The 15964-nt window shown below is 62.8% G+C and carries 11 protein-coding genes and 1 pseudogene; 4 read left to right on the forward strand and 8 right to left on the reverse strand.

What is annotated here, in order from left to right:
- Position 1 precedes the first annotated feature (1 nt).
- The 4 genes and pseudogenes from HX613_RS08765 to HX613_RS08780 form a co-directional block, all read right to left on the reverse strand.
- The gene (locus HX613_RS08765) at positions 2-1567 is read right to left on the reverse strand and encodes an ABC transporter substrate-binding protein (RefSeq protein ID WP_235344976.1); all 1566 of its coding nucleotides are present in this window, start codon (positions 1565-1567) and stop codon (positions 2-4) included.
- A 353-nt stretch (positions 1568-1920) separates the two neighbouring features.
- A complete protein-coding gene (locus HX613_RS23025; RefSeq protein ID WP_165771056.1) occupies positions 1921-2094 on the reverse strand; it encodes a hypothetical protein in 174 nt (57 codons plus the stop codon).
- 6 nt (positions 2095-2100) lie between these two features.
- Positions 2101-2196: pseudogene (locus tag HX613_RS23030) on the reverse strand (malate:quinone oxidoreductase); the annotation flags it as partial.
- A 115-nt stretch (positions 2197-2311) separates the two neighbouring features.
- A complete protein-coding gene (locus HX613_RS08780) occupies positions 2312-3232 on the reverse strand; it encodes a LysR family transcriptional regulator (protein WP_096158515.1) in 921 nt (306 codons plus the stop codon).
- A 113-nt stretch (positions 3233-3345) separates the two neighbouring features.
- Here HX613_RS08780 and HX613_RS08785 point away from each other — a divergent pair, with 113 nt between their 5' ends.
- A complete protein-coding gene (locus HX613_RS08785) occupies positions 3346-4479 on the forward strand; it encodes a PrpF domain-containing protein (protein ID WP_164513801.1) in 1134 nt (377 codons plus the stop codon).
- Between the two features lie 70 nt (positions 4480-4549).
- Positions 4550-5923 carry an SLC13 family permease gene (locus HX613_RS08790; RefSeq protein WP_235344977.1) on the forward strand — a complete coding sequence of 458 codons (1374 nt, stop codon included), beginning with the start codon at positions 4550-4552 and terminating at the stop codon, positions 5921-5923.
- Between the two features lie 60 nt (positions 5924-5983).
- Here HX613_RS08790 and HX613_RS08795 read toward each other — a convergent pair whose 3' ends face one another.
- From HX613_RS08795 to HX613_RS08805, 3 genes are read right to left on the reverse strand one after another with little or no spacing between them, the layout of a single operon-like run.
- A complete protein-coding gene (locus HX613_RS08795; protein WP_235344978.1) occupies positions 5984-8128 on the reverse strand; it encodes an iron ABC transporter permease in 2145 nt (714 codons plus the stop codon).
- Between the two features lie 3 nt (positions 8129-8131).
- Entirely contained in the window at positions 8132-9187 is a 1056-nt protein-coding gene (locus HX613_RS08800; protein WP_235344979.1) for an ABC transporter substrate-binding protein, read from the reverse strand.
- 50 nt (positions 9188-9237) lie between these two features.
- On the reverse strand, positions 9238-10083 hold the full coding sequence (locus HX613_RS08805; protein ID WP_235344980.1) for an ABC transporter ATP-binding protein: 846 nt from the start codon (positions 10081-10083) through the stop codon (positions 9238-9240).
- 192 nt (positions 10084-10275) lie between these two features.
- On the opposite strand from HX613_RS08805, the gene HX613_RS08810 reads away from it, so the two are divergent.
- Both HX613_RS08810 and HX613_RS08815 read left to right on the forward strand, forming a co-directional pair.
- The gene (locus HX613_RS08810) at positions 10276-11409 is read left to right on the forward strand and encodes a metallophosphoesterase family protein (RefSeq protein WP_235344981.1); all 1134 of its coding nucleotides are present in this window, start codon (positions 10276-10278) and stop codon (positions 11407-11409) included.
- On the forward strand, positions 11406-14054 hold the full coding sequence (locus HX613_RS08815; RefSeq protein WP_235344982.1) for an AAA family ATPase: 2649 nt from the start codon (positions 11406-11408) through the stop codon (positions 14052-14054). The genes HX613_RS08810 and HX613_RS08815 overlap by 4 nt, the downstream gene beginning before the upstream one ends.
- Before the next feature lie 133 nt (positions 14055-14187).
- Here HX613_RS08815 and HX613_RS08820 read toward each other — a convergent pair whose 3' ends face one another.
- Entirely contained in the window at positions 14188-15924 is a 1737-nt protein-coding gene (locus HX613_RS08820; RefSeq protein WP_235344983.1) for a class I adenylate-forming enzyme family protein, read from the reverse strand.
- Positions 15925-15964 lie beyond the last annotated feature (40 nt).

The following is a 15964-nucleotide window of genomic DNA, read 5'->3' on the forward strand; positions in this document are numbered from 1 at the left end:
CTCACTCAGCTTTCGCGAAGTCGAATGTGATGTCGGCATTGGACACGTACTTGTTGATGCTCGATCCCACTGCCACGGTGTTGACGGGCTGGACGAGAGGTATCCAGACTCCGGTGTCAGTGGTGGCCTTGTACAGCTTGGCGTAGGCGGCGTCACGGTCGCCGTCCTTGGCCTTCTCCGCTTCGGCTGCGAGCTTCTTCAGCTTCGGATCGGACTTCCAGTTGACGCGGTCGGCGACGCTGCCGCCGGGGATGAAGACGTTGTAGTTCGTGGGATCCGGGTAGTCCGCACCCCAGGTGCCGATGCCCATGGGCTGCTTGGCCGAGCGGAATCCGTCGAGCTGTGTCGAACTGGGCGCCGGTTTCAGTGCGAGGTTAATGCCCGCCTCCTTCAGCTGAGCCTGCAGAGTCTCCGCCAGCTGAGCCAGGTCGACGCCGTTGACTGACTGGTCGCTCGAATAGTGGAAGGGAATCTTCTCACCGTCGTAGCCGGCCTTCTTCAGCAGCTTCTTCGTCTTGGCCAGGTCCTTCTCTGGAGCCTGATCCTTCGGCACGGCACCGACGAACTCGTTGGGGACGAGGCTGGCCATGCGCTGCGATCCTTCTCCGGCGAGGTCGGTGAGCTTGTCGTAGTCGATGGCAGACATGACGGCCCTGCGGAAGTTCGGATCGGCGGAAGGTCCGCCGAGCTTCTCGTCGGTGTTGTTGAAGATGTAGAGGCTGCGCGTCGAGGGCAGGCTCGCGATCTCACCCATGGAGTCATCGATCTGCTTCGCCTGCTCGGAGTTGAGGTCGTAGGCGACCTGTGCCTGGCCGGACTGGATGTCGGTCAGCTGGGTCTCTGCGGAGACGTTGCGCAGTACGACGCGTTTGTACTTCGGTTCCGGGCCGTTGTAGTGCTCGTTCGCCGTCAGCACCACCTGACTGTCGGCATCGTACTTCTCGACCTTGTACGGACCCGAGCCCTGCGAGTTCTCGTTGAGGAAGGCTTCGGCACCGTCCTTCTCGTCGGTGGTGCCTTCATTCTCCTTCACGACCTTCGAATTCACGATTCCGATCGAGGCGTTGGGGAGAATGTAGGGGAGTGCAGGATTGGGCTTCTTACTGGTCAGCTCGACGGTCTCGTCGTCGACCTTCTTGATGGAGACGCCATCGAGGAAGAACGAAGGGTTGCCCTTGATGCCCTTGAGCCGTTCAAAGGAGAAGACGACGTCATCCATGGTGACAGGATCGCCGTTGGAGAACTTCGCGTCCTTCTGCTTGAGCTTCAGCGTCATCTTCTTGTTGTCATCGGACATCTCGAAGGAGCACAGGCCGTCGGTCGGCTTGGTCAGGTCGCCGTCCTTGAATTCCAAGGCGGTCTGATAGATCGCAGTGTCGATCGTCGAGCCGGTGAACTCGAACTGTCGGTGGGGATCGATCGTCTTGAGGTTGAACGCGGTCTCAGCCACGATCGTGTCGCCGGCCTCGCCTCCTCCCTGGTCTCCTCCGCTGCAAGCAGCCAGACCGACGGTGAGAGCGAGAGCTGAACCGATTGCGAGCGCTCGGCGGGGGAGGCGGACCTTCATGTGAGATTCCTTACGTTAGGTGTTGTAGCTCACACTAAATCCGAACCGGCCCCCGTTCAATCAGCCATGCCACAACGCTGAGTGTTTTCTGCTGTGGCATTCTGCCAATGTCTCACCAGGTGGGAGCCTTAGCCCGATGGCACTCCAGGGGCCGTCGCGTCGCTGGGGCGGTGCCTGCAGCAACCGCTAGGCAGAGGTGTATACGTGCGTCACTTGTGCTCGACATCCACACCTTTGGCTAGCGGTCGCAGCGTGCAGGCCCGGGAGAAGGGCTCGACCTCGCCGAGGCGGGCCCGCATGCCGTGCGTGCTGCGCAGTGTTGCATGGGGTTGGGCGGTGGTACATGGAATTGCTCAGTTTCGCATGGATGTGCCCAAGTCGGATGCTCCCAGGTCGGATGTACCCAAGTCGGGTGCGCCCACGTGGGATGCGCCCAGTCCGAGTGCGACGTCGGTGGCCGCAGAGCTGGCCCCAACCGCCTCGGCGTCCCAGTCGGTCCTGTCGATGTCGGGGATTGCTTGGCTCATGACGTCCTTCCAGCCGCGATGCCACTGGGCGGGGAAGGCCGAACGGAGCAGGTCGAGCATGATCGGCACGGCCGTGGACGCGCCGGGCGAGGCTCCGAGCATTCTGGCGATCGACCCGTCCGCGCCGACCCAGTCGCGTCGTCGCTCGTCTGCGCGACTTCATCCACGAACGTGCCCAGGAGTGGGCGGCTCCGTAGCCGCGGTACCGGCAGTCGCATCAGCTGTGCCATTCCTTCGAGCTGCTAACCCTGCGGAAGGAGCGGACCAGGGCCAGTACGGCCGGCGACGGGACGCGCTCGGGCAGCTGTGACAGCACGATCCGACGCGGCGCAGGGTTGCCTCTGATCGAGGCCACCTTGACGTCGGATCCATGTGAGCGCACGGCCAGGCTCGGAGCGATGGCGACACCGAGGCCGGCCGAGACCATTCCCAGCAGCTCCTGATAGTCGTTGGCTTCGAAGACGATGCGCGGGTCGAATCCGGCCTCGTGGCAGATGCGGCCGAGCACCGAGGCGACAGGGTGCGAGGAGCGGGTGATCCAGGGTTCGTCTGCGACTTCTTCGAGTTTGATGACTCTGCGTCTGGCGAGAGGATGTGATGTGGGGATGAGCAGCTTCGTGGGCTCTTTGAGCAGGGTCGTCCGGACAGGGATCTCCTGGTCGATCGGTGTCCAAGGGTAGTCCCACAGGGTTGCCAAGTCGACTTCGCGTCGTTCCAGTGCCTCCTGGATCCGGCCGAGCCGGTAGCTCTTCACCGTCACGTCCACTTCGGGATGGAGGTCGTGGAAATGCTGGAGGACCTTCGGCATCACCGAGGCTGCGAATGTCGGGAACGTCGCGATTCGAACCTCGCCGCGTTCGAGCTTCGTGAACGCCGACATGTCATTGCGTGCGGCGATGAGGGCATTGTCGATCGTCGTTGCGTACGTGGAGAGCTTGACCCCGGCGTCGGTGAGCCGCATTCCCTTCGGGTGTCGGACCACGAGCGGCAGTCCCACTTCGCGTTCGAGTTTGCTGATCTGCTGCGACACAGCCGAGGTGGATAGGGTCAGTTCGTCCGCCGCTGCCGACAAGCTGCCGGTCCGATAGACGAGAAGCAGCAAGAGGAGCCGATCGACGTTGTAGGGCGCTGAACTCATGGTTTAAGCATAGCTTATAGAGATATAAATAAGTTTTGATTGAACTTAATATGCTGATGTGGAAACTTGATTCCTGTCGTCGCAGACAGCGGCGAGGGAACAAGGAGACACGAGTGGCTCATCAGCTCCACGGTCAGTGGTACAGAGGCGGAACGTCCAAGTGCTGGCTGTTCGCCAATGACGAGATGCCCGCCGATAGGGTCGGCATTGCGCAGGCCCTGGCCGCGGCGTTCGGCTCCGGCGACGAGCGTCAGCTCAACGGTGTGGGCGGCGCTTCGTCGACGACATCGAAGGCTGCCGTCATCTCGCCGTCTGCGATTCCCGGCATCGACATCAGCTATCTGTTCGCACAGGTCGGGATCGGAGCGTCTGGCGTCGAGCTCACCTCGAACTGCGGAAACTGCGCCTCCGCAGTGGCGCTCTACGCGATTCAGAACGGACTGGTCCGCCCACACGGTGAGATCACCCAAGTGCGGATGGTCAATGAGAACACTCGATCGGTCCTCGTCGCCGATGTGGCAACGCCGGACAAGAGGATCCCGTCGAACGGTGCTGAGACCATCCCCGGCTCGTCGATGCCCGGCGTGCCCGTCAACGTCTTCTTCGAAAACGTCGATGGTGCGTCCACTGGAGAGCTGCTGCCAACTGGGGGCGCAATGACCCAGCTGGCGTTCGCCGACGACTTCGTCGGGGCCAGCTGCATCGATGCCGGTGCCCCTGCCTGCTTCGTCGAAGCAGCCGAGCTCGGCATGACCGGAACCGAATCAGTTGCCGAAACGCGTCTGCGGCTGGGCGAGCTCATCGCCATTCGGTCTGCTGCCTCCGTAGCCATGGGGCTCTCTGCTGAAGACGAAGTGCCGAGTCCAGCCGTTCCCAAGATTGGGCTCGTCGCAGCACCGGCAGATTACACAAGCATCTCCGGGGAGACGATCCCAGCGAATGCATATGACATCTCGGCTCGGATGGTGTCGATGTTCGATCCGCATCCAGCGATCGGAATCACCTCGGCGATCGCTTTGGCCAGGGACGCCTTCGTCGAAGACAGCCTGGTCAATTCGATCATCGCGGACACAGTGCTCGCACCCGTCGACGAGAGCCGGGAAATCTCCATCCGCATCGGAACCCCGGTTGGAGTCATCTCCTGCCAGGTCCAGCTCGACGAACTCGGACACGTTGCTCGTCTCGGAGTCAGACGAGTGGCCAGACGAATTGCGAATGCAGACATCGATCTCCCTCTGGTCGGCTAAGCGACCAGTACCCGGACACTCTGAGTCTTCTCAACGAAGATCAGCTGACAATGAAGTTGGAGGAACACCAATGACGATGATTCAAATTCTTATGCTCGTGGTGCTGGTGGTGATGTTCATTGCCGCGACGAAGTGGCCGATCAACATCGGAGTCATGGGGCTTGTCGCCGCATTCGCCTTCGGGGCCTTCGTGTTCGGGATGGATGACAAGGAGATACTCGAGGAGTTTCCGGCCAGCATCGTCCTCACGATCGTCGGGGTGACCTTCTTCTTCAGCATCGCGCAGAAGAATGGGACCATCAGGATCCTCGTCGATCTCGCCATCCGCGCGGTGCATGGGCGCATCAACGTCGTGCCCTGGATCTTCTTCGTGATCTCCTCACTCCTCACCGCCTTGGGCACATTCTCCCCGGCAGCGGTAGCGCTGCTGGCACCGGCAGCCATGGGCTTCTGTGCGACGACGGGCTACAGCGGCGTCGTGATGGCGGCAATGGTCATCAACGGTGCTCATGCCGGCGGGTTCTCACCGATCTCGGTTTCGGGAAACATCGTTCGTGACATTGCAGAATCCAACGGTTTCCACATCGATGGCGGTGCGCTCTTCGTCGCTGCCTACGTCGTGAACCTGATCGTCACTATCCTCACTGTCGTCGTGATGAAGGCACTCAATCGGCTGCGCACAACACCTGAGCCAGAGGACTTCATCGCTGGATCCGGCCCGTTGGCAAGCGGTTCAATGCCGAGGGACACAGGTTCGACCGGCACCTCTGTTTCAGGCAGTGGGCAAGGGACTGCTGTGGCAGTGGCTGCACCGGCACCGGCACCGGCGCCGACCGTACGCTCGCAGATGACCGGGCACGTGTGGCTGACAATCTCCCTCATCTGTGTCATGGTCATCGGCGCCGTCGGCTTCGAACTGCCGATCGGGTTCCTCGCGCTGGCCTGCGGGCTGGTATTGGCGTTCACCTCATTGAAGAATTCGGAGAGTCTGGTCTCGGGAATCTCGTGGTCCACCGTCCTGCTCGTGACGGGAATGATCATCTACGTCAGCCTGCTCACTCACGCCGGTGTCATCGACTCGCTGTCGACGATGGCAGTGGCCATGGGAGCGCCGCTCCTCGTTGCCGTCGTCCTCTGCTACGTGATCGGCATCAGCTCAGCCTTCGCTTCCTCGACGGCGCTGCTGACGGCTCTGATCCCGTTGTCGATTCCACTTCTCGAACAGAGCGATCTCAGTGTGACAGCGGTGATGGCCGCACTCGCCGTGTCAGCCACCATCGTCGATGTCTCTCCGTTCTCGACGGATGGAGCACTGATCATTGCGAATACACAGGGCAAAGAGGCTAAGACCATCTGGCGCGATCTCATGATCTACGCGGGCTTCGTCGTACTCAGCGCGCCGCTGCTGTCGTGGGCTCTGCTGGTCCCCACCGGCATCATGTGACGTGCAGTTCGCCAACTGGCCGGTGAGCGCGGTGAGCGCCCACCGGCCAGTTGCGTGCTCTCACGCCTTCGAGCGTGCCAGCAGGTACACGAAGTAGGGGGCGCCGATGAGGGCGATGATGAGACCGGCAGGAATCTGTGCAGGAGCGATGACCGTGCGGCCCAATGCGTCGGCGACGACAAGGCCAAGTGCGCCGAGGAGCATGGCCGTCGGGACCACCCGGGCGTGCTGAGCGCCGACCAGAGCCCTGGCGGCGTGCGGGGCGACGAGGCCGATGAACCCGACCACTCCGACTGCGGAGACGCTGACTGCGGCGAGCACAGCGGCCGTGACGAGCACACCCAGACGAACGGGTTCACGTGGGACTCCGACCAACCTCGGCGTATCGTCATCGAGGGCCAACAGATCCAGCTCACGGGTCCAGACGAAGGCCAAGGGAATCGCTATGAGGAGTACGAGTGCGACGGGTGCGACGTCGGCCCAGGCCCGACCGTAGGTGGAGCCGGAGAGCCAGGTGAAGAGCGCGGGTGTGTCCCACGGATTCGCTCGAACGAGGAACAGAGTGGTCAGAGCGGTGAATCCGAACCACATGCCGATGCCGATGAGCACGAGCCGGTCGGTGTTCATCCCGCCGCGCCAGGAGAGTCCGTAGACGATGGCGAATGCGATGAGTGCACCGGCGATGCCCGCGGTGGAGATGAGCATGACCGTGGCGCCAGGTACGAGAGTGATGACGATGACGGCGCCCAGTCCCGCACCACCGGTGATGCCGAGCAGCCCCGGCTCGGCCAGCGGATTGCGGGCACTGGCCTGGACGAATGTTCCCGACAGTCCCAAGGCGGCGCCGGCTGCCAGCGCCGCAGCCACACGTGGTGCGCGGGAGTCGAAGGTGAAGGAGATGACGGGTGCCGCCTGGTCACGGATCCACAGCAGAACATCGCCGAGGAGGTAGAACCGTTCGCCCGAGAGCAGGCTGAGGACAGTCACCACGACAAGGAGAACTGCGCCGAACGCGATGACGAGCCCAGCCCGACGCGGACCGTGCATCCGGGACTGCGCCGCCGAGGTCGCCTGGGTAGGCCCCGAAGCGCGCATGGATCTCGCCAGCAGCACGAGGACGATCGCACCGAGCACCGTGGTCGTCACACCCGAGGGCAGGGTGATCGCCTCAGTGGCTCCGACGATGGCGCGCAGCACGGCGTCGGCGAGGATCACGATTATTGCGCCGATGAGCGCCGTGGCCGGAATCATCACTGCATGTCGGCCCAGCACCGGCACCAGCCGAGCGAGCAGCCGGGCGATGACTGGCGCGCACAGGCCGACGAATCCGATCGGCCCGGCCAGAGTCACCGCCGTTGCGGTGAGGATGACTGCGAGCAGAATCCCGATCGCGCGAGTCGACCGGATCGGCACACCGAGGACGGAGGCGGCATCATCGCCGAGGCTGAGCAGATCCAGGCGTCGCGACAGCAGGACTGCGGCAGCGACGATGATGGTGATGACGGGAATGCTGCGGATCGCGGCGGTCCCATCGAGCTGATTCAAGGTGCCTGAACCCCAAGAGTAGAGACTCGTCGTCTCCTCTTGGAACAGGATGAGCAGGGCCGAGGTGCCGGCTTGCAATGCCATAGCGGTCGCAGTGCCGGCGAGCACGAGGCGCGTCGTCGACGATGCTGCACCACCGGCAAGCCCGAGCACCAGAGCTGCGGCGAGCAGCCCGCCGATGAAGGCGACGCCTCCGGAGGCCCACACCGGGATCGCGATGCCGAAGGCGGTGACCACGGTGACCGCGAAGTACGAACCTCCGGTCACGGCAAGGGTGTCTGGTGAGGCCAGCGGGTTGCGGGCCAGCGATTGGAACAGCGCACCGGCAACGCCGAGGGCGACGCCGACGAGTATCCCCGCACCCACGCGCGGAAGCCGGGACCCGATGAGGACGTCACGGGGACTCGGACCAGCCTCGGCGGGGGAAGACATGGATCCGGTGAAGGTCGCGAACAGGTCACGGAATCCGATCCCCGAGGTGCCCTGCGTGATGTGCCATGCAGAGAGCAGAGCAAGGACGATGACCAGGCCGAGCAGGATCCCGGTGGCCGAGAGCGCACTGAAGAGTCCGGCCTTTCGCTCGGGTGAGGCAGGCTTCGGCTCCGAGCCATCGCTTGCCGAGGTGTTCGTGGGCATGGTCGTGGGTGCGGGAGGAGTCATGGACTACTTGGTCAGCGCCTCGACGTAGGCGTCGAGAGCCTGCTCGGACGATTTCGGTCCGCCGAAGGTCCAGATCCCGGAGGGGAACGCAAAGGTGCGATCATCCTTGACGGCGGGAATGTTGGACCAGATGTCGTTCTTCTCCAGGAGCTCGACATAGTCCTCGGACTCGGGATCATCGGTGCCGGTGTAGAAGAAGTTCGCGTCGCCGACCTTCGAGATGCCCTCGATGTCTGTCTGGCCCAGTCCGTAGGCGGGATCGACCTCGCCGGTCCATACGTTCTTCAGGCCCAGTTCCTCGCCGAGTTCACCGAAGAGCGATCCCTGACCGAAGGGACGCAGCGTCACATTCGAGCCGTTGACCCAACCGTCGAAGTAGACGAATTCCTTGGTGTCGAGGTCGGCGGATTCGAGCGCCTTCTTCGACTCCTCGACCTTCGCATCGAATTCGGCCAGCACGGTATCGGCGCGCTCGCCGCGGCCGGTGACCTCGGCGACGGTGGAGAAGGTGTCCTTCATGTAGGCGATCGGGTCTTTGCCGTCGGCACCGGTCATCGCCATGACAGGGATGCCCTGGTCCTCGAGCTGGCCGACGATCTTGTCGTCACGGGACGTTGTCTCGATGATGACGAGATCAGGGTTGGCCGAGAGGATCGACTCCACGTTCGGCTCCTGTCGGGTGCCGACGTCGGTCGTGTCCTCGGGCAGCTTCTCTGCCGTATCCCAGGTGGTGAAGCCCTTCGCATCGGCGACGGCAGCAGGGTCGACGCACAGGGAGAGCAGGTCTTCGGTGTACTGCCATTCGAGTGAGACGACCGTAGATGCGGGCTTGTCGAGTTTGATCTGGTGGCCGGTGTCGTCCTTGACGGAGACCGGGTCCGCCGAGGTGGTGCTCGAGTCGTCCGCGCATGCTTCGGAGGTCGACTCGGAGTTCCCGTCATCGGCCGAAGCGTCGGTGCCTGTGGTGCCGCAGGCAGACAGTGCGAGGGCACAGACGGCGGAGAGGGAGGCGAGGGCGAATAGGGGCTTGCGCGGACGTGCAGAGGGCGGAGTCGTCACAGAGGTATCTCTTTCTTGGGAGGTGAAAAGGCGGTATTTCGGTGAAGAAGTCAGGAGGCCGCGGCGAAGGTGCGACGGCGACGGCGCGGCAGTGCCTCGATGCGCACCATCCCTGTGTCCTCATCGACGAGCGTGCGGATCGGCAGTCCGTAGACCTCGGTGAGCACCTCGGCGGTGAAGACCTCTTCGCAGGTGCCCGTGGATCTGACTCGGCCCTGGCTGAGCAGGACGATGTCATCGGCGACGGCGGCTGCATGGTTGAGATCGTGGAGAACGACGCCGAGGGCCGTTCCGTGATCGTCGGCGAGGTCGCGCATGAGGTCGAGAATCTCGGCCTGATAGCGCAGGTCGAGGTGGTTCGTCGGTTCGTCGAGCAGCAGGACCCCTGTCTCCTGGGCCAGGCAGGTGGCCAGCCAGACGCGCTGGACCTCGCCGCCGGAGAGCTGATCGACGGAACGCTCGGCCATCGAGTCGGTGCCGGTCAGTTCCAGAGCCTTGTCGATCGCGGTCCTGTCGGCATCGGTGAGGGAGGCGAAGCGGCGCCGGTGCGGGTGGCGACCGAACGCGACGATCTCGCGCACACTCAGCCCGGAAGGATGCGGTCGGGACTGGGAGAGCAGAGTCACAGTGCGGGCGAATTCGCGTGCCGACAGTGCAGACGTCGGACTGGTCGACCCCGCCGAGGCGATGGTGACCTCACCGGAGCTGATCGGGTGCAGTCGAGCCAGGGACCGCAGCACGGTCGACTTTCCGCTGCCGTTGGGTCCGATGAGTGCCGTGACCCGACCGGGAGTGATCGAGACGGACACGTCATGGACAACCGGTGCACGTTCGTAGCCCAGGTGCAGGCCCGAGGCGTGCAGCGCAGTGGAGTTCATTGTCCCAGTCGTGTTCATGGTGCATAGCCTAACCTAAGTAAGGGTGGGCTGGGTCCCAAGTCGAGGTGGTGACGGTCCGAGGGACCTGTCGGAGCGGCAGAATCGCTGACTTCGCGCGTTTGCAACATGACGTACCTCACGTTCCGTGTCAGTGCCCCTCCATAGGGTGGGTGTGCATACATAGGATGGGGGAGAGCCAAGGAGGAACCCATGAGATTCGTCGCAACCGGAGACTGGCAGTTGGGCATGACGGCGCACTATCTCAGTGCCGAAGCCCGCCCGCGGTTTCACCGTGCCCGCCTCGATGCCGTCAAACGCATCGGTGAGATCGCTGCCGAGCAGTCATGCGAATTCGTCGTCGTCTGCGGTGACGTGTTCGAGTCCAACCAACTCGACCGAGCCATCATCTCCCGCACCTTCGAGGTTCTAGCCGCCTTCACCGTGCCCGTCGTCCTGCTGCCGGGCAATCACGATCCCCTCGACGCCGCCTCCATCTACGATTCCCCCGCCTTCACCTCACGGCAGCCTGACTACGTCCACGTCCTGCGCGACAGTGAACCGTTCGAAGTCATTCCGGGCGTCGAAATCGTCGGTGCTCCGTGGTTCTCGAAACGTCCCCAATGCGACCTGGTGGACCAGGCAACTCAGAATCTCGCCGAGGTTGCCCCAGGGTGCGTGCGCATCGTCGCCGGTCACGGTGCCGTGAGCACCTTGGACCCCGACCGAGAGTCTATGGCCACGATCGACACCGACAATCTCAAGGCTGTGGTGAAAGAGGGCCGCGCTCAGTTCGTCGCACTCGGTGACAGGCACGCCACCTACTCCGTCGACGAGACGATCTGGTACCCCGGTGCCCCGGAGGTCACCTCTCGACGCGAGGACGATCCCGGCAACGTCCTCCTCGTCGATGTCGACCCCCAGACGCATGCAAGCACGGTGGAGAAGGTACACATCGGCCGCTGGTCCTACCTCGTCGTCGAGGAGGACGTGAACTCGGATGAGGACGTCACCCGCCTCGAGCAGCGACTGACAGACATCCCGAATAAGGACAGCACCGCAGTCTGGCTAGTCCTCAGAGGCACCCTGCCCACAGCAGCGAAGGCGCGCCTCGACGAAGTCCTCGACCATGCCGCAGACCTGTTCGCCCTCGTCTCGCTGTGGGAGCGGCATACGGACATTGCAGTGGTCGCCGCCGACGAAGACTTCGCCGGTCTCGGTCTGAGCGGATACCTGCAAGAGACCCTCGACGAATTGGCGGAATCCGCGGCAGGAGAGGACCCAACTGCTGCAGCGGCACAGGACGCTCTGGGGCTGCTGTATCGATTTGCGAGGAGCGGATCATGAAATTCCATTCCATCCACCTGCGCAATTACCGCGGGATTGCGGACTCCCGCGTTGAATTCGGCGATGGAGTCACCGTCGTCGAAGGACCCAACGAGGTCGGCAAGTCCTCAATCCATGAAGCCATCACCCATCTGCGCGAAGACAAATCGAGCTCACGCAAGGCCAGCGTCAAAGAGACCCAACCCGTCGGTGTCGATGCCGGACCCGAAGTGGAACTGCACCTGAGCACAGGGGACTACGAACTCAAGTACCGGAAACGGTGGATCAAACAGCCTTTCACCGAACTCAGCGTGATCAGACCCAGAGCGGAACAGCTGAGCAGCGATGATGCCCACGACCGGTTCCTCTCGATCCTCGCCGATACCGTCGACGTCGATCTCCTCGTCGCCCTCGACGTGGCACAGGGAGAAAGCCTGGCCCAGGCACCGCTGGCTCAGATCAAGGCACTGCACTCCGCGCTCAACGAATCGGGCATCGAGGTCGCCGACCACGATGACTTCCTTGATCGGATCGAAGCCGAATATTCGAAGTACTTCACAAAGTCCGGAAAGGAGACCGGTGACTACAAGGCAGCGAACGCTGAAGTCCCCAGTGCCGAAGCTGCGTTTGAAGAGCTGCGTGAACGCAGCCACGGGATGGACGAGCTCGTCGACAACCACGCCCGCGCTGCCGCACGCCTGGAAACGGTGCACGCCCAGCTGACACAGGCCCTGACTGACCGCGACGACGCCGAACAGGCGGCGAAGGCCGTGGCTGAACTCAAAGCAGTGCTCGATCAGACAATGGAACAGGCGAAGTCCGCACAGCGTGATGAGCAGATCGCCCGGGAAGCTCTGGACCGACGCACACAGCTCATCGACGATGTCGCTGCGGCCGAGGAGACCGTGACTGCGACCCGATCTTCGGTCACTGACCTTGAAGCGACGCAAAGTGACATCGACTCGGACTTCGCTCGCGCGCAGAAGACCCTCGAGGACAAGCAGAGCGCGCTCGACGAGGCACGTGCACTTGCGAAGGCTGCAGCCAAAGACGTGACCGAGGCGCGTGCCCGCACTGAACTCACCGAACTCACACGTCGACTCGACACCATTCGTGACCATGATGAGAAGAAGAGCCGGGCACAGGCGACGATCGGATCGATTGCCGTCACCGTCAAGGACGTCGAGGCGCTGATCTCGCTGGAGACAGAGGTGAGGATCGCGGAGAACGCGAAGACCTCCGCCGCGGCACAAATCGTCGCGAAACGCCTCGGCTCGCAGGCCGTAGATGTCGATGGAAGCGCGCTGGGTGATGGTGCAACCGGAGAATTCGCCGCGGTCAAGGACGTGCGAATCACGATCGAGGGCATCGCTGACATCACCGTGCGCCCGGGAGCATCACCCGTCGAGCTGGACAAGGCACTGACCTCGGCCAGACAAGCATTCGAGGCAGAGCTGCAACGCCTCGATGTCGACTCCGTGGCCCAAGCCCGGGAAAGAGCCGATGCTCGTGCTGCTGCAGAAGCAGTCAAGGCAGAGGCCGATTCGACGCTCAAGGTCCTCTTGGGCCAGGACCGGCGCGACAAGCTTGAAGCCGCGCTGGCTCGCGCACAGCAGATCCTCGGAACCGATGGAACCCGCCCAATCTCTGATGGCAAACCTGTGGACGGCGCCGAGGCGGAAAGCAGTCATGATGAGAGGAGCCTTCGCGAGCTCGAAACGGCAGTCACCGAGTCCGAGAAGACTGCCGACGACGCTCAGTCCGCGGTGGATGCCGCCCGCGTCGAACTCGAACGAACTCGCACGAACAAAGATGACGCGCGCGTGGATACGGTCCGGGCGCAGACCAGCCTGAAAGAAGCCGAAACTCAGCACGAGAGATTGACGAGCAGTCTGGCTGCGGCAAGGACGACGAACTCTGACGCCGATCTGCATGAAGCGGTGAAGTCTGCGGAGGCTCGAGCTTCGAAGGTCGACTCACAGGTCAGCGAAGCACGAGTCGCCTATGAGGCAGCCGATCCCGAGTCCTTGGAGATGCAGCTGCAGAACGTACGGCAACTCGTCGGCAGCAAGGAAGCCCAGCGAGAGGAAGTGCGGCAGGACGTCGATCGTCTCTCGGCCCTCATCGACGATCGTGCCAGCGAAGGCATCTACGAAAAGCTCGCGGCTGCCGAAGAGACAATGGAATCGGCGCAGAAGAGGCAGGCGCGGCTGGACCGTCAGGCGACGGCAATCAACCTGCTGCGCACCACCGTTCTCAAACACAAGGAAGAGTCCCAGCGGAAATACGTGGCTCCCTTCAAGGAGCAGATCGAACGATTGGGCAGGTTGGTGTTCGGGCAGGGACTGTCGGTTGAGGTCTCTGAGGATCTTGAAATCGTCTCACGCACCTTGAACGAACGAACCGTGCCCTTCGAATCGCTGTCAGGCGGAACGAAGGAACAGCTCGCGCTCATCGGCAGGCTCGCGGTAGCGACACTTGTCGACAGCGAGTCGGGGGCACCTGTGGTCCTCGACGATGCCTTCGGCTTCGCCGATGCACAGCGCCTCAACGCCCTCAACGTCATCCTCTCCACGGTGGGCCAGAGCGCCCAGGTCATCCTGCTCACCTGCCAACCGGACCGTTTCGCCCGCCTCGGTGGGGCGAAGACGGTGAGCCTGACGTAACCCGGCATCGCGCAGACAGACCCAGGCGGACCCGACAGCTGCAGTCTGCGCACGTAGTCACGGCCGCCACGTCAAGCAGACGTGGCGGCCGTGACCAGCTGACATCATTGGCAGCGTGCAGTCGACTCGCGGATCAGTCGGTACCGGCCGCCCCTGCTTTCGCCTCCTGCGCCGCAGCAACGGCATCGGCGCGAATGGTGCGGCGCAGAATCTTGCCTGAGCTGGTTTTGGGCAGCTCGTCGATGATGGTCACCTGACGTGGCGCCTTGTACGAGGCCAACTTCTCGCGACAGAACTCGACGATCTCAGCCTCGGTGACCTCATCGGCTTCAGGGCCCGACTGAAGAGTCACGAACGCGGCGACACTCTCGCCGCGGTACTCGTCGGGAATGCCGACAACTGCTGCCTCTTGGATTGCAGGGTGTGTGTAGAGGACATCCTCAACCTCCCGCGGCCAGACCTTGAACCCGGAGGCGTTGATCATGTCCTTCTTGCGATCGACGATGAAGAGCCATCCGTCCTCATTCATGTATCCGACGTCGCCGGTGCGCAGCTCCCCATTCGGGATCTGTTCGGCTGTGGCCTTCTCATTGTTGATGTATTCGGAAACGACCTCAGGTCCCGAGATGGCGACTTCGCCGATCTCATCGGGGCCCAGCGGTTCGCCGGAGTCATCGAGGATGCGGATCATGGTGTCCGGTTGGGGCAGACCGCAGGAGAGATTGCCGCTGTCAGGGTCAACCGGTGCTCGCAGTCCAGGTGGGACGGTGGCGACCTGCGCGCAGGTCTCTGTCAGCCCATATCCCTGGCCGATGTAGACGCCGGTCTTCTGCTCGAACTTGTTCACCAATCCCTCGGGCAGCGGTGCACCCCCGGACATGATGCGTTTGAACGATGAGAAGTGATCAGGTGTCGCGGACGGATGAGCCAACATCGCGGTATAGACCGTCGCCGGTCCGGCCATATAAGTCGGCCTCTCGCGCAGGAAGAGTTCGAGAAGCGATCCAGGGTCGAAACGATAGTTGAGGACCAGACGTGCGCCACCGCTGACTCCAGCGATGAACTGGCAGACGAACCCGGTGATGTGGAAGATGGGGGCCAAGGTGAGGAAGCCGTCACCAGGTTCGAACGACGGTGTCCGCACACAGTAGCGAGAGTTGCTCGACACGGAGGCATGAGTCCCCGATGCTCCCTTCGACCGGCCCGAAGTTCCCGAGGTGTAGACGACAATCGCTCTGTCTTCGGGATTCGGAGCAGCCGGTGTGAAATCGGTATCCAGCCTCGCCTGGACGACGGCCTGGAAGTCAGGGAGATTGGGCACCTGATCCGCGCCGGGATTCTCACCAGGAGTTCCGGGAAGCTCATTGAACATGGAGAAGATCGCCTCGGGGCCATCGGTCTGGAAGCCGCGATCATCGTTGAGCACAACCACAGGAAGCGACGCCGCATACGGAGCGACGCGATTCAGGAATGCAGCCTTCGAGACCATGAGTCCCTTCACCTCTGCATCGGCGAAGATGTGCTCGAGCTCGCCCCGATACATGGGATTGAGCGGGACAACCACACCACCGACCTTCCAGATGCCGTACGTGGCGATCATGAAGGCGGGAGTGTTCTGATCATAGATGGCGACCCGGTCGCCGAATCCGATGCCCTGCTCCGACAGATAAGCAGCGAACGCGGTGGAGTATCGGTCGAATTCCGACCAGGTCAGCGTGAACCCGTAGTAGCTGATGGCCTCTTCATCACCGCGCGTTGCGACCGTCGCGGCCAGGTCGCGCAGCGTTGTGGACTTCTCCAAGGTGTAGGGCTCGTTCGCAAGATCTCCCCAGGTATTCAGCCAGGGACGGGTGTCTGTCCACGTGCTCATCTCTTCACTTCCTTCATCGTCGAATGGGGTGTTGCACAGC

Origin of the sequence: Brevibacterium sp. UCMA 11754 (assembly GCF_021532275.1) — a bacterium.
GTDB lineage: Bacteria > Actinomycetota > Actinomycetes > Actinomycetales > Brevibacteriaceae > Brevibacterium.